Origin of the sequence: Actinomyces sp. S4-C9 (assembly GCF_000758775.1) — a bacterium.
In the GTDB taxonomy this organism is placed as follows: domain Bacteria; phylum Actinomycetota; class Actinomycetes; order Actinomycetales; family Actinomycetaceae; genus Gleimia; species Gleimia europaea.
Genome location: NZ_JRMU01000010.1, coordinates 47,774 through 66,524, shown reverse-complemented (window position 1 = coordinate 66,524; position 18,751 = coordinate 47,774). Strand labels below are relative to the sequence as shown.

The 18,751-nt window shown below is 55.9% G+C and carries 16 protein-coding genes and 1 tRNA gene; 7 read left to right on the top strand and 10 right to left on the bottom strand.

The annotated features are described in order from the left end of the window. Positions 1 to 87 precede the first annotated feature (87 nt). The 3 genes from HMPREF1628_RS04780 to HMPREF1628_RS04770 all read right to left on the bottom strand — a co-directional run bounded on the left by HMPREF1628_RS04780 (position 88) and on the right by HMPREF1628_RS04770 (position 2,536). Positions 88 to 633 carry a hypothetical protein gene (locus tag HMPREF1628_RS04780; protein ID WP_034508636.1) on the bottom strand — a complete coding sequence of 182 codons (546 nt, stop codon included), beginning with the start codon at positions 631 to 633 and terminating at the stop codon, positions 88 to 90. Between the two features lie 204 nt (positions 634 to 837). Beyond that, positions 838 to 2,112, bottom strand: coding sequence for an esterase/lipase family protein (locus HMPREF1628_RS04775; RefSeq protein WP_034508633.1), 1,275 nt, complete (start codon positions 2,110 to 2,112; stop codon positions 838 to 840). 334 nt (positions 2,113 to 2,446) lie between these two features. Next, positions 2,447 to 2,536: transfer RNA gene (locus HMPREF1628_RS04770), tRNA-Ser, on the bottom strand. Positions 2,537 to 2,649: 113 nt separating this feature from the next. Here HMPREF1628_RS04770 and HMPREF1628_RS04765 point away from each other — a divergent pair. After that, the gene (locus HMPREF1628_RS04765) at positions 2,650 to 3,792 is read left to right on the top strand and encodes a zinc-binding dehydrogenase (RefSeq protein WP_034508629.1); all 1,143 of its coding nucleotides are present in this window, start codon (positions 2,650 to 2,652) and stop codon (positions 3,790 to 3,792) included. 91 nt (positions 3,793 to 3,883) lie between these two features. Here HMPREF1628_RS04765 and HMPREF1628_RS04760 read toward each other — a convergent pair whose 3' ends face one another. From HMPREF1628_RS04760 to serS, 6 genes are all read right to left on the bottom strand, one after another. Beyond that, the gene (locus HMPREF1628_RS04760) at positions 3,884 to 5,227 is read right to left on the bottom strand and encodes an AGE family epimerase/isomerase (protein ID WP_034508625.1); all 1,344 of its coding nucleotides are present in this window, start codon (positions 5,225 to 5,227) and stop codon (positions 3,884 to 3,886) included. Positions 5,228 to 5,603: 376 nt separating this feature from the next. Further along, the gene (locus HMPREF1628_RS04755) at positions 5,604 to 6,548 is read right to left on the bottom strand and encodes a carbohydrate ABC transporter permease (RefSeq protein WP_034508999.1); all 945 of its coding nucleotides are present in this window, start codon (positions 6,546 to 6,548) and stop codon (positions 5,604 to 5,606) included. Beyond that, on the bottom strand, positions 6,541 to 7,527 hold the full coding sequence (locus tag HMPREF1628_RS04750; protein WP_034508623.1) for a carbohydrate ABC transporter permease: 987 nt from the start codon (positions 7,525 to 7,527) through the stop codon (positions 6,541 to 6,543). The genes HMPREF1628_RS04755 and HMPREF1628_RS04750 overlap by 8 nt, the downstream gene beginning before the upstream one ends. Before the next feature lie 65 nt (positions 7,528 to 7,592). Next, positions 7,593 to 8,984: an ABC transporter substrate-binding protein gene (locus HMPREF1628_RS04745; RefSeq protein WP_156956886.1), complete on the bottom strand. Its 1,392-nt coding sequence runs from the start codon at positions 8,982 to 8,984 to the stop codon at positions 7,593 to 7,595. Positions 8,985 to 9,222: 238 nt separating this feature from the next. Continuing rightward, positions 9,223 to 10,128, bottom strand: coding sequence for an HAD family hydrolase (locus HMPREF1628_RS04740; protein ID WP_034508620.1), 906 nt, complete (start codon positions 10,126 to 10,128; stop codon positions 9,223 to 9,225). Then, positions 10,121 to 11,395 (bottom strand): serine--tRNA ligase, encoded by a 1,275-nt coding sequence (serS, locus tag HMPREF1628_RS04735; protein ID WP_034508618.1) that lies wholly within the window; start codon positions 11,393 to 11,395, stop codon positions 10,121 to 10,123. The genes HMPREF1628_RS04740 and serS overlap by 8 nt, the downstream gene beginning before the upstream one ends. A 138-nt stretch (positions 11,396 to 11,533) precedes the next feature. Here serS and HMPREF1628_RS04730 point away from each other — a divergent pair, with 138 nt between their 5' ends. The 6 genes from HMPREF1628_RS04730 to HMPREF1628_RS04705 are packed head-to-tail and all read left to right on the top strand — an operon-like array spanning position 11,534 to position 17,775. Further along, entirely contained in the window at positions 11,534 to 12,562 is a 1,029-nt protein-coding gene (locus HMPREF1628_RS04730; protein WP_034508616.1) for a diacylglycerol/lipid kinase family protein, read from the top strand. Positions 12,563 to 12,605: 43 nt separating this feature from the next. Then, the gene (locus HMPREF1628_RS04725; protein WP_034508613.1) at positions 12,606 to 13,763 is read left to right on the top strand and encodes a glycerophosphoryl diester phosphodiesterase membrane domain-containing protein; all 1,158 of its coding nucleotides are present in this window, start codon (positions 12,606 to 12,608) and stop codon (positions 13,761 to 13,763) included. 13 nt (positions 13,764 to 13,776) lie between these two features. After that, entirely contained in the window at positions 13,777 to 14,391 is a 615-nt protein-coding gene (locus HMPREF1628_RS04720; RefSeq protein WP_034508610.1) for a hypothetical protein, read from the top strand. Then, a complete protein-coding gene (locus HMPREF1628_RS04715; protein ID WP_034508607.1) occupies positions 14,388 to 15,539 on the top strand; it encodes a DUF4350 domain-containing protein in 1,152 nt (383 codons plus the stop codon). The genes HMPREF1628_RS04720 and HMPREF1628_RS04715 overlap by 4 nt, the downstream gene beginning before the upstream one ends. Next, positions 15,536 to 16,492: an AAA family ATPase gene (locus HMPREF1628_RS04710; protein ID WP_034508603.1), complete on the top strand. Its 957-nt coding sequence runs from the start codon at positions 15,536 to 15,538 to the stop codon at positions 16,490 to 16,492. The genes HMPREF1628_RS04715 and HMPREF1628_RS04710 overlap by 4 nt, the downstream gene beginning before the upstream one ends. Continuing rightward, positions 16,489 to 17,775 (top strand): DUF58 domain-containing protein, encoded by a 1,287-nt coding sequence (locus tag HMPREF1628_RS04705; protein WP_034508600.1) that lies wholly within the window; start codon positions 16,489 to 16,491, stop codon positions 17,773 to 17,775. Before HMPREF1628_RS04710 ends, HMPREF1628_RS04705 begins: the two co-directional genes overlap by 4 nt. Positions 17,776 to 17,789: 14 nt before the next feature. Here HMPREF1628_RS04705 and HMPREF1628_RS04700 read toward each other — a convergent pair whose 3' ends face one another. Further along, a complete protein-coding gene (locus tag HMPREF1628_RS04700; RefSeq protein WP_232219385.1) occupies positions 17,790 to 18,716 on the bottom strand; it encodes a stage II sporulation protein M in 927 nt (308 codons plus the stop codon). Positions 18,717 to 18,751: the final 35 nt, after the last annotated feature.

Here is an 18,751-nt window from a genome sequence, read left to right as displayed (position 1 = left end):
CACCCCATCTTAAGGGGTAGGACAACGCGTTTCCAAACGAGCACCTACTTTTGACTGCAAAACTAGATTTTCGTTCGCAAATAATTTCTATTCGGGAATGTCACCCTCGTAGTCCACGGTAGCCACAAGCTTCCATTCGCCATCTACCAGCTCAAGCAGGGCCGAGTAGTATTCGGGATCCTGATTAGGCTTCGCCATCTTCACGACCACCATGGCAGTGGTTTCATCAATATCAGTCCATGTCTGCGGGTAGGGAACTAGAGTGGTGCCATCTGCAAACATATCCGCCAAATCAACGTCAAAATTTTGCGCCACCTCCGGCTCAATCATCGTCTCTGGCGCTTTGGGCAAATCTCGTAGATTATTGAGGGCTTTATCCGTGTCGGGTAGCTGAGAATCCGCAACTGGGGCGTAGCTATCAGGCGCTTCAGAATCGAGGGCCTCGCCCGCTGTGGTACCAGTTGTGCTCGATTCACTGGCAGACGGGTCTGTTTCCAACGTTGACGAGGTTAACGTCGTAGCATTTTCAACCTTTGCAGACGGATTACTTGACCGCACGGAGGCGATAACTAAGCCAACTATTACTATAAGCACTACCACAGCGCTTACAATCAACACCTTTTTTCGATTCACGCTAATCTCAACTCTTTCTAGACCTAGTTTTTGAACAATCCACAAGGCCGTTTGCCATCGTCACCCTATTGCGCCCCATCCGTTGCGTCCCATCTTCTAGCTTTCAAACCCCTGGCTTGATCAAACGCAACAACGATCGGACGCGAAAATGTTTCTGGCCCCGCGAAATCCACCGCTGGGGCCAGAAACATTTTAAGTTAGCGACTACTCCCCATCCGCAACGAGTGAACCGTTTTCGATCACAGCGTGATTGATAACGTCAACGAGGGTGTTGGCAGTGTTGGTCTCTTTCAACAACGCTTCATGCCAGCATGGGGTGGAGGCCAGGGAAGCGGGGCGTTCCGAACCGGGCTTACCGATAGCCTCGATACGCTGGATCTTTTCTTTAGCGGACCACTTGGAAACCACGCCGTACTTACACACATTGTTCACTTGCTTATCAGCAGCGAAGGTAGCGGACTTTTGATCCACCAGGAGGTCACCCAGCGAAACGATGGGATCACTGGTCTTGCCAAACAGGCTGAAACCACCTAGCTGAATATCGCCAGACACTGCCGTGTAGTTCACGTTTTCGGGCATAGGAGCCAAATCTCGCAACTCCTGCGAACCGGTACGCAAAGCCTGTCCTCCCTCGCCACGGAAAGCGTTAAGCGCGGGGATCGGGGTGCACTTCACATTCGCCTCATACAGGCTGTTGCACACTCCAAGCGCATCCCAAACGAGTTTCGAAGGCACGCGTAGCGCACTGATCTTTGAAGTGGAAGCATTCTCAAATACCGTGCCGCCAAGCTCGGCGTAGATTGAGCCGGTATTTGGAGTTCCGATGGTAAGTACCTGGCTTACCAAATCAGAAACCGGAGCGCCTGCCGAGGTATCATGCGACAGAGCTTCACGAATCGTCAAACCACCCATTGAGTGGCCCACCAAAACCACCTTGTTGCCATAGGCTTCAGCAAGACATTCGATACCTTTAGCTAGGTTAGGGCCAATGTACGGGTCAGCAACCCAGTGAGCGGCAACCTCGGAGTAATCAAAGGTGTACACCTGGGCGCCCGGAACCTGCTGAGCAATTCCGATCATTGAAGATTTAACGTCGGAATCCGCAAGGAGGATGCCTGCGTGACCATTTGCGGTGCGATCTACATACTTAGAAAAGTAACCGTCATGGTCATCATCGTGCTTGAAGTACGAAACCCAGCCATGAACGAGGACAACCGGGGTGGCATTTTTTGTACTCTGCGCCTTGATTGGCGAGCCATCAGGTTGCGTGTCTGAGTCAAGGAGCTGCGGATGGCCCACGTACCTGGAGCAAACATTCACATCCGGCTCTCGATTAACGTCCTGCTCTACAACAGCAGACTCGTCAGCGGCAGGTGCCGCAGATGGCGCTTCTTCCGCATAGGCGGGAACCGCAGCCCCAAATACAAGGGCAAATACTGACAACGCAGCAGCGCTATAAGAAAGTGGTTTGAGTTTCACTATTATCTTTCCCCTTAGTCACATGCACAACCCTGTACACGTGCCAGCTCTAATAATTCGCCTTCGACAGCTTCGTCTCAGCGCGTTTTTAGGCTAACAAAGAGAATCTTCGATATGTCCAATCAACCCTCAATCGCACGTATGTATACCTTAAGTCCTATACGATGGCACAAACGCTCAGGCAACAACAACCCGAAAAACGGACTATAAGCCGCCGCGCCGGTCTCCAGATAGGCGTTAAAGTCGCCGCACTGGGGCATGCACTCTCGATCGCAGACCGCTTACAGGCAGACGCCGGGGTATAAACGAAACCCGCGCAATAGCGCGGGTTTCATGGCGGAGGGTAAGGGATTTGAACCCTTGGTGCCCGTGAGGACACAACGGTTTTCAAGACCGTCACCTTCGGCCGCTCGGTCAACCCTCCTGATGATTCCCTAGTGTAACCCGGTTTTACTTAAACCCTGAAACTTGCCATTTGCAAAGTGCACCACAGGCGCGGTTCCAAATTTTTGTCCACATTGCGGGCATCATGGAACCATGAGAGCAATCATCAGCGCCGCGGACCAAACCCACTTTGCAAACGCCACCGGCGTGACGCAGCTCAGCGATCGTCTTTCGCTGATCCACACCACTCCTCCAAACCCTGCACCCAACCAGGTTCGCATCAAAGTGCTCACAACCGCAGTGAACCCCGCTGACGTGTTGCAATCAAAGGGCGCGTACCCTGCCCCGCAAGGAGCTAGCCGCGTCCTCGGCCTCGAATGCGCTGGAATCATCGATCAAGTTGGCGCCGAAGCTACCTCTCTACCCGGCTGTTCGTGGATTCATGAGGGAGTAGCTGCGTGCGCACTGCTGGAAGGTGGCGGGTACGCCGACTACGCCGTTGTTGACGCCAAGCAAGTGCTCCCCATCCCCACACTGCCCGACGCCGCGACCGCTGCCTTGCGAGCCGAGGCGAACCGAGCAAACAATATCATCCCCGCTACAGAGGAAACCTCTAACATTGCGGCCGCGAGCGCCCCGGACATGGGGGCACTCGTAGCGACAATGGGCCTTGTGGAGTCAGCGGCGGCCTCGTGGATGATCTTGGAAAACATCGGCAAGCTTGCGTCAAACCCGGGCCGGTCCGTTCTTATTCACGGGGCATCAGGCGGAGTCGGTTCCATCGCTGTGCAGCTAGCTAACTCGACGGGCAATACCGTGTACGCAACCGCGGGATCACCCAAGCGGTGCAAGCGAGTGCAAGACCTTGGCGCCAGCAAGTGTTTTGACTACCACGACGCGTGGCTTGAGCAACTGAAGGAGCTACAACCAAGCGGCGTGGACGTCATCATGGATGTACTTGGAGCAGGCGGCCTGAGCACCAATTTGAAAGCTCTCGCGCGATATGGACACCTCGCTGTTCTCGGGCTGCTCCAAGGGGCGAAAGCCGAGCTTAACCTGGGCTACCTCCTCGCCAAAAACGCCTCTATCACCGCGCAAACCCTGCGTTCCCAAACACCAAAGCGCAAGATCGAGATCCTTCAACAACTGCGCGAGTACGTGTGGCCAGCTGTTGAAGCGGGCCAGATCAAGCCGGTCATAGGAGCGACCTACCCACTCGAAGAAATCGCTGCCGCCCACAAGGCGATTGCTGGGCGCGGCGACTCCGCCTTCGGAAAGATCGTAATCACCCTCTAGCAAAGCCCGGCTAACCTTCCGCGCAGCCCGCGAGCAGAAAAGTGGCGGCCACCCGGATTTCCAGATGACCACCACTCATTTGACTACCTAATCAGTCTTCAGCGTCACGACGCTTAAACAGGTTGAACCCCTTGCGATCCTTGGGCGGCTCCTGCGGATGATCCAACAAGCCACGCGACAGTGCGGACGCAAACGGCGGCCACAACGGCAACCTCGGAATCAGCAAAGCCTGCACGGCGTGATAGTTATCCGGCAAGCCCGGCAAGCTGGACTCCACAACATCATTATTCTCATCAAGCTCGCGCCTAAACTGACCCGGCTCCTCAATAACGAACTCTTCAATGAAGTCCAACCACGAGCGGTAACAGTGGTCGTAATGCTCCACCTCACCCAAGCTGGCACCGTCATCAAGATGAGCGCGGCGCAAAGCCACCGTTGCGGCAATACCCTCCGCAGCCACCCAGTACATGTGGTTCGTAGACACCGGATTGCCTTCAAAATCAACCGTGTACACAAACCCCGGCTTGCCGTTACGGCGCCATCCGTCAACGCGAGTGCGCTCAAACATCTCGCGCGCAAACTCCAGCAACCAATCCGGGCTTTGCCTACCCAGCGTGCGGTTAGCGGCACGAACATGCAACGCCAACCTGGACCACTCAAACTGGTGTCCAATCACTACGCCGTACGGCACTGACTTATCCAGACGTGAATGACCGTAATGCTCACGCATGGCACGCCAGTTCTCGTCGTAATGCTCGCCAATGCGCCAATCATTTCGACCGGCCTCTTCGTAAACAAACTTCAGGATTGAAGTAGCGCGGTCAATCCAAATCGGATCATTCATAACTTCTGCAACCGCGAGGTAGGCCTCGGTGGTGTGCAAGTTCGAATCCATACCGTAGTACTTCGCAACCTCAGAATAGTCACGCGAATACCGGTGGCGAACACGGTCTACGCTCTCATCCCACCAGTGCGCCTCTTGATCACGAATAACTTCCAGTAGCAGATCATGCGCTCCCGGACGGTTTGCCGCCACGCCCGAAGCCGCAGCCAACATCATGAATGAGTTCGCGTACTGGGACTTCGACTCCAGCGCCTCTTCACACGGAATTCCGTTTCCATCCGCATCAAGCTCATGCTTAATGGCCGGATACCAACCACCGTGCTCCGGGTCAACAAAATACTTTCGCAAACACTTAATACCGTGATCCGCATACTTACGAGAACCGGGCAAGCCCATGAGGGTTGCAAGACAAAACACGTGCGTCAAACGCCCCGTCATTGCAAGATCAACCGGCTGAGACGTATCAATCTCGCCCTCGGATGTGACAAAACCAAAGCCAGTCTCAACCATTGCCTTACGGCCCGCACAAATCAAGGCCTGCATCTGGTGGCTCAGCCAGCGGTTATGTTCAACAGACTCTATCCAACCCAAGTGAATCCCCCTGGTTTTAAAGAAGCAACATTGCTAACTCTTTGAGGTTACCCTGTCTGCGCCTAAGTTAATTCGCAAAGAGAATTTAAGTTCAAAATGAAAACCGGCCCCAACACCACCTAAATGAGACGCGGCTCACATTTTATTTCCAAATTTTCAGGAAACTCTAAGATTCATTTCAACCTACGCACAGATTCAAAACCTACTGTTAGAAATAACTTCGCCAGATCGGCTAAACCGACTGGTTGAAGGGTTCGAGATTTCATGGACTTTCCAGAGGCTAAGAAACTCGCACTGTGTTGATGGGATAGTTTAGAGCCCCGAGCAAAAGCTCGGGGCTCTAAGCATGTCCGCCATTTCAGGGCACCTACACCCGCTATCCCTTCACGGATCCGGCCATCAGGCCGCGCACGAAGTAGCGTTGCAGAGTTAGGAACACTGCCAGCGGAATAATCATTGAAACGAACGCGCCTGCAGTCAGCAAGTGCCAGTCTTGACCACGCGAGCCAGCCATGGAAGCCAAGCGCGCAGTTAGCGGCTGGGTCAGCTCCATGCCGCCCGAGAAGGTCAGACCAACCAGCAGGTCATTCCACACCCACAGGAACTGGAAAATCGCGAATGACGCGATCGCAGGAACCATCAGAGGTAGCATGACCGACACGAATGTTTTCACGTGCCCCGCTCCATCAACCTGTGCAGCCTCCACAAGCTCCTTAGGAACTTCAGCCATGAAGTTGTGCAGCAAGAAGATAGCTAGAGGCAGGGCGAAAATAGTGTGCGCCACCCAGATCGACAAGAACGGGAAAGCACTCGCAACCGCAGTCCCAGAAAACACGCGCAAAAGCGGAATCAGCGCCATTTGTAGCGGCACAATCTGTAGGGCAAACACAATCACGAAAACCGTGTCGCGACCCTTCCACTTAAGCACCGAAAACGCGTACGCCGCCATCGTTGCAAACAACAGTGGCGCTAGAGTTGCCGGAACCGTAATTACCAGGGAGTTAATGAAATATGAGGCGAGATCCCCCTGCGATTTCGCTCCATATAACACCGTCTGGTAGTTCTCCAGCGTGAAATCCGGGTTAGCAAAGAATGTCCACCACCCCGAACTCTTAATCTGAGCTTCTGGCCGGAACGAGGTTATGAACAGGCCAAACGTCGGAATCGTCCAAAAGACTGCGATCAGTATCGCAACAAACGATCCAAACCTACCCGAGAGGGCGCGTTTTGCCTCCGCAGAAGCAGTCTTACGTTCGCCTCGCACCGGCTTCTTCACCTCCAGCGCGGCAGGACTTTGCGCAACATCTACAGAGCTAGGCACCACGCACCTCCTTGTTGATCAGCATTTGCCGCACGTTGTAAAGAACAATCGGAATAACAAGAACGAAGATGGCAACCGCCATCGCCGAACCGTACCCATTGTTGCCGTACGTAAAAGACTGGTCATACATCATGTTCGCCAGCACCTGCGTGCCAAACTTCGCACCCGTCATCGTCTGCGTAATATCGAAGATCTTCAAGGTTGCGATCGTGATAGTTGTCAGCACCACCACGAGGGTTGGGCGAATCGACGGGACCGTGATGTTCCTAAACATCTGCCACCGGCTCACGCCGTCAAGCATTGCAGCCTCGACAATGTCATGCGGAATCGCCTTGATAGCTGCGGACAGCAACATCATAGCGAAACCAGCCTGAATCCAAATCATCACGATCAACAAGAAGATCGTGTTCAAAGGTGAATCCTGCAAGAAACGCACGGGCTCGCCGCCGAGCCCCACAATGATCGCGTTTAGCAAGCCGCGCTGAGTTTGAGAAGCACCACGGTATTCGTAAACGAATTTCCAAATGATGCCCGCACCCACGAACGAGATAGCCATGGGCATAAACAACAGCGACTTCGCTAGCTTTTCAAAACGCTTGCCATCAATAAGGATCGCATACAGCAAACCGACAACAGTGGAGATGATTGGAACGAGAAGCACCCACAAGAACGTATTGATGAACGCCTGTTTAGAGTCAGTGGCCGTGAACAACCATGCGTAGTTATCAAAGCCCACGAACTGCGTTGAACGCCTATCCATGAACGACATGAGAATCGTTCGAATAGCCGGATAAATGAGGCCGAGTGCCAACAGCAGCAGACCGGGACCGAGGAACACTGCCACACTTGCGACCGTGCGCCCGCGCCCCTTCATCCTGTCTGCCAGTGAAGCCAAACCTAGCAGCACCAGCACCACAACTGCCAGCAAGATGACCGCAAAGATCATCTGGCCAATCTTTGTATTTAGAAAGTAGTCCATTGATCCTCCAAAAGCGGGACGTAACTGGTACGCCCCGCTCTTGAAAATCAGATGCTCAGCACCTGTTACTTAGTTGGCCAAGAGGCTTCGATTTCTCCAAGGACGGTCGGAATGTCCTTCTCGCCATTCAACCACTGAGTCATTGCAGTCCAGAAGGAGCCTGCACCAACCTCGGAAGGCATCAGGTCAGAGCCATCGAAACGAGCCACCGCGTCCTTATCCTGCAAAAGCTCCATTGCTAGACGCAGAATGTCAGACGTTGCGAGCGACGGGTCAACACCCTTGTTTGCGGAGGTCACGCCACCGATCTCAACACGAGTATTTGCCCACAGGCTCGAGGACATGTAGGCCTGGACAGCCTTCGTTGCATCGCGGTCATTGAACGCACCAACAAACTCGCCACCGGTCAAAAGCGGCTTCTCGTCCGCAGTCATGCCCGGTAGGTAGAAAGCGAATACGTCGCCATTTTCAGAAACATCGGTGCCTTCCGGCCACTGTGCCTCGTAGAACGAAGCCATGCGGTACATGTAGCACTGGCCCTCAAGGATCGGCAGACCACCATCATTGAACGAGGTCGTAGCGATCGAACGAGCGTCACCAATACCACCGTTTACATAGCGGTCATCGCGCAGAATCTTGCCAACCTCTTCGGTTGCCTTCTCGATAGCCGGATCGTTGAACGCAATGTCGTGCGCAACCCACTTGTCGTAAGCATCAGCACCTGCCGAGCGCAGAACTAGATCCTCAACCCAGTCGGTTGCCGGCCAGCCGGTAGCGCCACCGGACTCAATGCCTGCACACCAGGGCTTCACATCCTCGCCCTCGTGATCCTTAGCGATCTTCTCGGTCAGATCAAGAAGCTCCTGCCAAGTCTGTGGAACCTCGTAGCCACCCTCCTTGAACATGGACGGCGAGTACCACACGAACGACTTCACAGAAGCCATGAGCGGTGCAGCGTAGAACTTGCCATCAACCGTGCCGTAGGCCTTCCAATCTTCAGACCAGCCCTCGTCAACGTTCTTCTCTACCTCTGCAGGAGCCGCAATTACGTGACCATCCTTGATCATGCGCTCCAACAGGCCTGGCTGCGGGAAGATCGCTAGGTCAGGAGCATTACCGCCCTCAACCTGGACGACAACCTGAGATTCGAACTCGCCAACACCGTTGTGCTGAACATCAATGCCCGTGCACTCGGTGAACTTATCAAACGTCTGCTGAAGTTGATCGGCCTCAACCTCACGAATGGACGAGAATAGCGAAACGGATTCGCCATCGAAGTGGCCGTACTCCTCAAACGCGGAGCAATCGGTATCTCCACCAGCTTCGCCAGAAGAACCGCCGCCGCTGATGTCGCCGCCCCCACCACATGCGGACAGCAACATTGCTGTGGCCGCTGCGCCGGCTGCAAGAATGCTCCATCGAGTTCTCTTCGTCGAAATCATGCGCGATGAACGCATTTAAACCTCCAGTGTTAATCAATTGGGACTGACAAACCGCGACCTCGCACGCGATACGAAATCGTATACGCTTGTCTAAGACCTGCTTCCCAGGCCGTCCATGCATATAACCAAACGCGATAAATATGACCTGCGCAATCACTTTGGTTCACGAACGTGCATATGTGACCATTTTGTAACCAATCGCCGCACATTATTGCGCAAATTGTGGAACGCAGACCCTTTCTAGTGGCCCACCTCAGTTGATAGAGGTTCTTCTAAGTATCGCTTCCATAACCGCTGCTGCCCCGTCGTAATCCACCGGGCCAGTAACCGCGTTAGCGCACTGCCTTACCTGCTCGACAGCCCCGCCCATCGCCACCGAATGATGCGCCCACCGCAACATCGCCATGTCGTTCGTGCCATCACCAACCGCAACACTGCCAGTTAGCGGCACCCCCAACTCAGCGCGCAACCACTCGAGACTGCCCGCCTTGGTTGTATCCGACGCATTCACATCCATCCACGCCGTCCAGCCAATTGCGTAGCTCAGGTTCGATATATCCAGCTCGTTTACGCGCGCCTCGAAATCCTCAACACTCATTCCCGGCATGCGCACAACCAGCTTCGTAACCGGCTTGGACTTCAACCCTTCCAGATCATCAATCCGGAAATCCTCAATGAGCTCCCGCGGCGGAAACACGCGTGAAACCCGGTAGTAGGGCGAGTCATCCTCTACCGCTAAAATCGCCTCCGGCAAATGCTTTGCCACCTGGTCAATCAGCGGACCCGGATCAAAGTAGCGCTTCGACACCACCTCGTGCTGGCCGTCCACAATACGCAAAACGATCGCGCCATTCGATGCCACTGCCCAACCGTCGTGAATCCCCACCTCGCGAAGCACTGGCAAAGTGGCGCCAACGCCGCGACCCGTTGCAATCACAACGTTCGCGCCCGCGCTCTGCAAGCGTTCAATGGTGTCCACAACCGCCTTGGAAGCCCCATCAGCAGTGAGCAACGTGCCATCAATATCGAGCGCAACCAGCAAGCTGGGCCCGGTCTCTTGCAAAGAATCTGGGAGGGCGGCGCTGGCCTGAGCAACTAAATCCTCAAACGGGATCGGCGCCAACGTTGTTGGCGGAGGCGTGAGGAGCGACTTAGCCAACTACAGGCTCCAGCTTCTGCCTACCACCCAAATACGGACGCAAAGCCTGCGGAACCGTGACTGAACCATCCTCATTCTGATGATTTTCCAAAATCGCAACAATCCAGCGCGTGGTTGCCAACGTACCGTTAATCGTCGCCACGGTCTGCGTGCCCGACTCGGTACGCTCACGAATATTCAAACGACGCGCCTGGAACGTCGTGCAGTTAGATGTCGACGTCACTTCCATCCACCGGCTTTGCGTTGGCAGCCACGCCTCACAGTCAAACTTGCGAGCAGCGGAAGTGCCCAGATCACCAGCCGCTGTGTCGATGACGCGGTAAGGAAGCTCAACCTTTGCCAGCATCTGCTCTTCCCACGCGAGGAAACGGGCGTGCTCCGCTTCGGCTTCATCCGCGGTGACAAACGAGAACATTTCCGCCTTATTGAACTGGTGTACGCGGATAATGCCGCGCGTATCCTTACCGGCTGAACCAGCCTCACGGCGATAACACGTGGACCAACCCAGGTAGCGCTTCGGAGAATCCACATCAATAATCTCATCCTTGTGGTAGCCCGCGAGCGCCACCTCGGAAGTGCCCGTCAAGTACAAGTCATCGGCAGGCAGGTAGTAGATCTCGTCCGAATGCTCATTCAAAAAGCCCGTGCCGCCCATGATTTCTGGCGTGACCAGCGTGGGCGTCATCATCGGAGTGAAACCGGCCTCAACCGCCTGATCCATTGCCATGCGCAAAAGAGCCAGCTCCAACTGCGCTCCCACACCCGTCATGTAGTAAAAACGAGCGCCCGAAACCTTCGCGCCGCGCTTCATATCAATCGCGCGCAGGCCCTCAGCAATCTCCAAATGATCCTTCGGCTCAAAGCCCTCAGCAGCGAAATCACGCGGCTCCCCGCCCTCAAAACGCAAAACCTCAAACGACTCTTCGCCACCCGCAGGAACGCCCGGAATCACAATGTTTGGCATAGACCAGACCAGACGCTCAGCCTTCTCGCGAGCCTCGTTGGCCTGCGCCTCCAGCGACTTCACCGAAGCGGCAAGCTCCTTCGCATGCGCCAAAACCTTCTCGCGATCCTCAGCAGAAGCCTTACCAATCGAACGAGACACAGACTTCTGCTCCGCACGCGCAGCCTCAAAATCATGAAGCGCAACGCGACGAGCCTCATCGGCCTTCAAAATTTCATCAACAAGACTCGGATCACCACCGCGCGCAATCTGCGAATCGCGAGCCGGCTGCGGATCTTCCCTAAGAGCTTTAAGATCAATCATGCTCCAAGCCTACCGCGGCATTTCAACACGGTCACATGGCCGTCCGTTTTCCAGGATCCACATCCCAACTAAAAAAGCCACCCGATTTGCAGATCCGGTAATGTTTACCTTGACACTTTTCGATCGGAGGTAGGAGTCATGGCCCCTAAAACTCAAACTCCGTATGTCATCTACAACCCCGCAAAAGTTGCCAAAGTGCACACCCTGCGAAAAATGGTTACCATCGCGGCCACACAAGCAGGACTAAACGAGCCCGTGTGGATTCAAACCACCGAGGAACAACCCGGAACCCTACAAGCCACCCAGGCTGTGGCAGACGGAGCCGACCTCGTGCTTGCCGCCGGCGGAGATGGCACAGTTCGTGCAGTAGCCGCCGGCCTTGCCGGCACCGGCACGCCCATGGCGATCCTGCCCTACGGCACCGGCAACCTCCTCTCCCGCAACCTGCATGTGCCCGCCGACAACATCCAAGAAGCCATCGACATCGCTTTCTTCGGCCTTGAAAATGAGATCGACATTGCGTGGATGAAAGTAAACGGCTTCGAAGGCAAACCCGAGATACCTCCCGAAGGCACGTACATCACCAAGCAGCACAAGGAACTCCTCGAACAGCGCGGATTTAACCCACCCAGCGAAGACGAATACGCTTTCATCGTCATCGCTGGACAGGGCTGGGACGGACGCATGATGTCCGAGACCAACTCCAACCTCAAAAGCCGGGTGGGCTGGGGCGCCTACGTAGTTGCCGGAGCCAAAGCCCTCACCGCTCCAAGAATGAGGACCTTCCTAGAGCTCGACGCGGGCCGCAAGTACGTGATCAACAGCCGCTCCATCCTATTCGCGAACTGCTCATCCCTAATGCTTGGCGTAGTCCTCGCGCCCGACGCGAAACTCAACGACGGCATGCTGGACGTGGCAACACTCGAAACCAGCGACGGCCTTGTAGGCTGGGCCGACCTCTTCACCAAAATCGCCGCGCAGGGAGTGGGCATAAAAAACGACGTCCTCCCAGGCACATCCGGACGGCTAGACTTCATTCAAGCTGCCACCGCTCACAGCCTCGTCAAAGACGCCCACCCCATTCAGGTAGACGGCGACCCGCTTGGCAACGCGCGAGAAATGCGCGTGCGCGTAGACCACAAAGCTCTTAGAATCCGACACGGATAACAAATTTTCGAACGTCCAAAAATCTCAAAAATTGCGAGGAATCATGGCCAACGAAAACCCGAACAACCCTTGGCAATCACCTAACTTGCCCGGAAACAACCAGCCCGGATCAGACCCCGCCCGCCAACCCGAAACCGAAACTCCGCAGCAGGGGGCACCGGAGCATGGCACGCCCAGGAATGGGACACCCGGGTACGGAACACCCGCACACGAGGCGCCCGGGTACGCGGCACCAGGGTATGGCGCCCCAGGCTACGGCCAGCCAAACCAGGGTTATGGGGCCGGCTACGCGCAGGCCCCATACCGGCAACCCCTAATCAAGCCCGGCACCATGATTCTGCGTCCCCAAACGGCCTCGGAAATCGTCTCCACCTCATTTGGCACGTTCCGCTTCAACGCGCGCACAACCTTCGCGATCAGTTCCATCATTGCGCTGCTCGTATTCGTCCTCGAATACCTCGTGCAATCCACCATCACCGATTTGGATCTGCTAACCACGCAGAGCACTTGGGAAATCATCACCAACTACACCAGCTTCTCTGCCCAAGGCCTTGCAGGCATCATTTTGCTGCTCGGGGCAGCGCCCCTCATCTTCGTGGCGATGGAAGGCGTACTCGGCCGCAGAATCAGCGCGCAACAAGCCGTTGAACTCACGCGCGGAAACCGCGGTAGCTACGTCCTGCTCGCCCTATTAACATTCCTGATCCCACCACTAATCACAGCCATATCAATCGGTATTCCACTCCTCTTCATCGATCCCGGACTTTCCTCCCTAGTTTTGTTCCTCGGTATCTCAGTGGTGCTACAAATAGCGTTCTACCTGATCGCCATTCGCTTCATGTTCGCGTTCCCCATCATCCTCGTCGAAGGCCAAAAAATGAGGTCCGCACTATCGCGGTCTTGGAAGCTCACACGCGAGCGTTTCTGGCCGCTACTCGGCACTTCCCTACTTATGGGTCTGGCCCTGCTGGCAATCACCATCGCATTCAGCGTGTTCTTCGGCGTGATTAGCGGGCTGGTCATAGTTTTCGAATCTACAAAACTACTGGCCCTAGTAACCTCTATTTCCACCGCGCTAATCTACCTTCTGGTCGCTCCCCTCACCGTCTACGCTCTCACCCTCATGTACGTAGACACGCGCATTCGCAAAGAAGGTTACGACATCGAACTAGCCCGCAGCGGACAGGCAGAGGCTCTCTAACTTGAACACACTCGTGGCGCACGTAGCTCTCGCCCTCGAACCCACACCGGACGAGGCGCGCGAGCTTCTGCACCGTGAACTCAGCAAGAGCGAATACCTGGAAGGCCGCGGACTGCAAAGCATTTTCGACTGGCTCCTTCAAAAAATCGGAACAACCGTATTCCGCACCGCAGAAGGCACCTTCAACTGGATGCTTCTTGCAATCATCGCAGTGGTCATCATTGCCCTCATCATCGGCGTTTACGCCAGAGTTGGACGCGAACAAAAGACGATCAGCGCGGCCCAGGAGCTCACCTCCCTCAGCGCCGACGAGCACCGCCGCCGCGCCCTCGACCTCAAAAACACGGACCCCACCGAAGCCCTTAAAGCCGGGTTCCGCGCCATCATCGTTCGACTCGACAAAACCGCGGCCACCGCCGCACCCGGACGCACCACAGGCGACATCACCCGCCTCATCGCCCACGAATATCCCGACCTTAAGAACGATATTTCTCGTTGCGCATCCAAATTCGACGTTGCCACCTACCGGCTCGAAACCGTTGGCACCGTCACCACACAAGACGTGGATGCCATGCTCGCCCTCGACAACGAAATCCAAAAACGCCTAAGTACGCAGGTGAGCGCATGAACGCAACCGCGCGCGGAATGACGCTCAAAACTTTCAACAAAACTTGGCTGCCGCTGATCCTGATATTCATCCTGCTGGTGCTCGTCATCACCGCCAAGGGGATTAACACGCAGGGAGAATACAGGGACTACGAACCCGAATCCCCTGGGCGAAGCGGCACCAAAGCCGTCATCGAGGTGCTTAAAAAACAGGGAATACAAACCAAAATCGCCTACAAAGACAGCGACATCGGCGCCGTCGATCGCGACACCACGCTCGTGTTACTAGATGATGGCCTGGACTGGTTTGACATTACCGACAGCCTCAAAACCAAAGCACAGCAGGCCGGGCGCGTGATCCTATTTGGCGTGCAAGACTACCGCCTCAAAGAATTCGGCCTCGACATTGACAGCTACACCAACGGCGTCACGATGCCCGGCGTCAACGAAAACAGTAGCACGTGCCTGCCCTACATCGGCAAAGCTAAGAACGCCTCGATCACCATCGTGCGCGAGCACCAAACCCCCGGTGCTATTCAGTGTTTCCGCACCGATAACGGTAGCTTCCTCAGCATTTGGCCTGCCGAAGACGGCCCGGAATACATCCTCGTCTCGGACCCCGCAGCGTTTACCAACGCCAACGTGCAAAACCTCGACAATGCCGCGCTTGCCCTCACTCTTTACGGGGCCAACCCCAAAGCCGTATTCCACTACGAGCGGCCAAACATCCAGCAGCAGTCACCGGCAAACGCACCATTGTGGCAACTCCTGCCTCCGTGGGTGTTCTGGGCGGGCATGACACTGCTATTCGCTGCCCTCGCCCTCATGATTGCCAAAGGTAGGCGGCTCGGCCCGCTCGCCCGCGAACCGCTACCGGTCATCATCAGCGCCAGTGAAATTGAAGAGGCGCGCGCCAGCCTCGCCCGTGAAGGCAAACACGCCAGCTGGGCCATGTCTCTCATCCAATCGCGTGCCCGCCGTAAACTACGCCGAGCCCTCTACCTGCCTAATCGGGCCAGCGAAGAGGAACTCACCAACACTCTGGCCGCCAAACTCAACACGCCAACCAGCGAACTACACACACTGTTGTACGACGCGAACGTTTTAAACGAAAAAGAACTTACCCAGCGATCACATAAAATTGACCAGCTCATTCAGGAGGTTTCATGACCGAGCAAGATGCAAGGGAAGCCCTACTGCGCGTGCGCGCAGAAGTTGCCAAAGCCGTTGTCGGATCCGACGGCGCTGTAGCCGGCCTCGTCATTGGCCTCCTCACGCGCGGACACGTGCTCCTCGAAGGCGTGCCAGGAACCGCTAAAACCCTCCTCGTGCGCGCACTAGCTAAGTCGCTATCCATCGACACCAAACGCGTGCAGTTCACCCCCGACCTCATGCCCGGCGACCTCACTGGATCGCTGCTATACGACCGCGAGACGTCACAGTTCAAGTTCCGCGAAGGCCCCGTCTTCACCAACCTGCTTCTCGCTGACGAAATCAACCGCACGCCTCCAAAAACACAGGCAGCACTGCTTGAAGCCATGGCGGAACGCCAAGTGTCGGTTGACGGCGAATCGAAACCGTTGCCTTCCCCGTTCATGGTTGCAGCCACGCAGAACCCCATCGAGTACGAGGGCACCTATCCACTTCCCGAAGCTCAGCTGGACCGCTTCATGTTGAAGGTCCAGGTGAACCTACCCAGTTATGAGGAAGAAACCGAGATCCTTAACCGTCACGTGAACGGATTTGACGCCTCGGACCTAGACGCCGCCGGCATAACACCCGTTGCATCCGCCTCCGATATCGAGGCTGCAACCCGAGCCGTAGCCGCCGTCGAAGTGCACCCCCAGGTAGAGAAGTACATCGTGGACATTGCGCGGGCAACGCGCGTGGCCCCCTCCCTCTCGCTCGGCCTATCCCCGCGCGGCGCCATTGCGCTCCTAGCCACCTCGAGGGCCTGGGCGTGGTTGTCCGGACGAGACTTCGTCACCCCGGATGATGTCAAGCAGATGGCCCCCGCAACCATTACACATAGGCTCATGCTTCGCCCTGAAGCCGAACTGGAAGGCGTTGAGGCCGCCTCCGTCCTACAAACCGTCATGGACTCAATCGCGGTACCACGATGACAGTTTCCAGCAGGGTTGCGGCACTAGTTGCGATCGGGATCATCCCGATCGTGCTTTCGCCCACCCCTGGAACCCTCGCAACGTGGTTACTGTTCGTCATCGTCCTCACACTGGTTGACGCGATTTTAGCTCCCTCACCGCGCAAACTTCAGATAACCAGACAAGCACCTGAAACAGTTCGTGCTAATGAACGCTCCGTCTCGGTTATCCACGTGGGAGGAGCGAATCGGACGATGCGCGGGGTTTTGCGTGATGCGTGGCAACCCAGCGCCGGAGCCACGGGGAACCGCCATAAGTTCAAGCTCTCCCCCGGCCAGTCCGAGGATTTCTCTACCGCTTTGCTTCCTACCCGGCGAGGCATCCTGAAAGCTGACGCGGTTACCGTACGTTCGTGGGGCCCTCTCGGCCTCGCCGCTATTCAAACCACGTTCGACCTGCCGGGCACAATCCGCGTACTACCGGAGTTTCCATCAAAACAGCTTCTGCCTGGAGCCCTAGCAAAACTGCAGCAGATGACCGGACAAATTCTTGCGCGTGCGCGCGGTCAGGGCACCGAGTTTGATTCCCTGCGCGAATGGGTGGATGGCGATGACCAGCGCTCCATTGATTGGCGTGCAACCGCACGTTCAAAGGACGTTATTGTTCGCACGTGGAGGCCGGAGCGTGACCGCCACATTGTGATGGTTATTGACACTTCACGTATGAGCGCGCAGCGGCTGGGCAACCAAACTCGCCTCGACGTGAATCTAGATGCCGCTCTTCTGCTAAGCGCTGTGACTGCAAAAGCTGGAGATTCGATCAGTATGATAGCAGCCGATGCGGCCATTAGGGCGCAAGTGATTCGCCCGTCTCGCACAACCGTGCTGGGCGAGCTTTCATCCGCAATGGCACCTCTTGACCCTGCTTTAGTTGAAGCGAACTGGGCTCAGATTGCTGGGAAACTAACGGCTTTCGGCAACAAGATGTCGCTTGTGGTTCTATTCACCGCCCTTGACGTGACCGTGCTGGAAGAATCTTTACTGCCCGCGTTGTTGAACCTTGCGAAGCACACGCGCGTAGTGATTGCGAACGCCTCCGACCCGCAACTTCACAAAGCAGAAGAGGAAGTTAACATCGAGGACCCGTACTTTGTGGCCGCCACAGAATTTTCGCGCGCCGAGCGGGAAAAGGCTGCCCAAGCCCTCGCCTCTGCAGGCATCACTGTGGTTGAAGCCCCGCCCTCAAAACTGTCCATGGCGGTTGTGGATCACTACTTGAATTTGAAGTCGCGCGGCCTGCTGTAGCCACACGCTTCGGATTACTCGACCGCTACTTGTTCGGGCAGTTTCAAACTTGATTCGGCCAAGTCTTGTTTCTTTTTCCCAAGAACGAGGGCGTAGATGAGGAACGCGACCCAGATGAGCACTCCGAATCCTACCTGCACCTGCCAAGGTGCTTTCGAGGCGGTGACGAAGCCTTCGGTGAAGCCGGAGATAAAGAGAGTGAGCAGGAGGCCAAAAAGCACGTGAATAGCCTGATGTCCGGTGCGGACGAAGGATTCGAGGCGGGTGCGCGAGCCGGGTTGGATTATGGCCCAGAAAAGGCCTAAGCCGGTACCGGCAGATACGAATATAGCGGTCAGTTCTAGCAGACCGTGAGGCAGGATCAACGTCCAGAAAGTGGTGCCGTACCCGTGGAACGTCATTAGCGCTCCCGCGATGGCAAGGCTCGCCATATTGCTAATCAGTATTTGCACAGCTCCAATCACGGTGATTCCGTACGCAAGTGTCAACGCAGCAACGTACCAATTGTTTGACCACACCAGCATCGTGAAGTCCGCGTCAGGATCCTTCGTGTAGTACTTTTCGAAGTCTTCTTGAACGTATTGCAGGATTGAAGAGGATGATCCAAGTTGCTCATGTAGTTCGGGGTGCGCGTAGATCCACCAGCCGACGGCAAGGGCAAAGAGGATGGCGAGGACGCCGGCGCTGATCCACCAGGCGCGAAACCGGTAGAGAGCGGCTGGGTAAGTGGTTGTGAAGAATTCGGCGATAGAGGTGAGGACGCGCCGGTTTTTGCCGGCCATTTTGCCGCGAGCGCGAATGAGGAGGGCGGAGAGCTCTTTGGCGAGTTGAGGGTCGGGCGCTCCTGTCCGAATCATGGACAGGTGTGTGGACGTGCTGCGGTAAAGGTCAATGAGTTCGCAAGCTTCGTCTGGGGTTAATACGGTCTTGTTTGCAAGCACTGTGAGCCTTGCCCAAGTACTTTTGTTTGCACTGA

Coding starts and splice junctions, on each gene's coding strand:
- HMPREF1628_RS04730 (WP_034508616.1), top strand. CDS start 11,534: ATGGCCCCTAAAACTCAAACTCCGTATGTCATCTACAACCCCGCAAAA.
- HMPREF1628_RS04710 (WP_034508603.1), top strand. CDS start 15,536: ATGACCGAGCAAGATGCAAGGGAAGCCCTACTGCGCGTGCGCGCAGAA.
- HMPREF1628_RS04715 (WP_034508607.1), top strand. CDS start 14,388: ATGAACGCAACCGCGCGCGGAATGACGCTCAAAACTTTCAACAAAACT.
- HMPREF1628_RS04705 (WP_034508600.1), top strand. CDS start 16,489: ATGACAGTTTCCAGCAGGGTTGCGGCACTAGTTGCGATCGGGATCATC.
- HMPREF1628_RS04750 (WP_034508623.1), bottom strand. CDS start 7,527: ATGGACTACTTTCTAAATACAAAGATTGGCCAGATGATCTTTGCGGTC.
- HMPREF1628_RS04725 (WP_034508613.1), top strand. CDS start 12,606: ATGGCCAACGAAAACCCGAACAACCCTTGGCAATCACCTAACTTGCCC.
- HMPREF1628_RS04765 (WP_034508629.1), top strand. CDS start 2,650: ATGAGAGCAATCATCAGCGCCGCGGACCAAACCCACTTTGCAAACGCC.
- serS (WP_034508618.1), bottom strand. CDS start 11,395: ATGATTGATCTTAAAGCTCTTAGGGAAGATCCGCAGCCGGCTCGCGAT.
- HMPREF1628_RS04745 (WP_156956886.1), bottom strand. CDS start 8,984: ATGCGTTCATCGCGCATGATTTCGACGAAGAGAACTCGATGGAGCATT.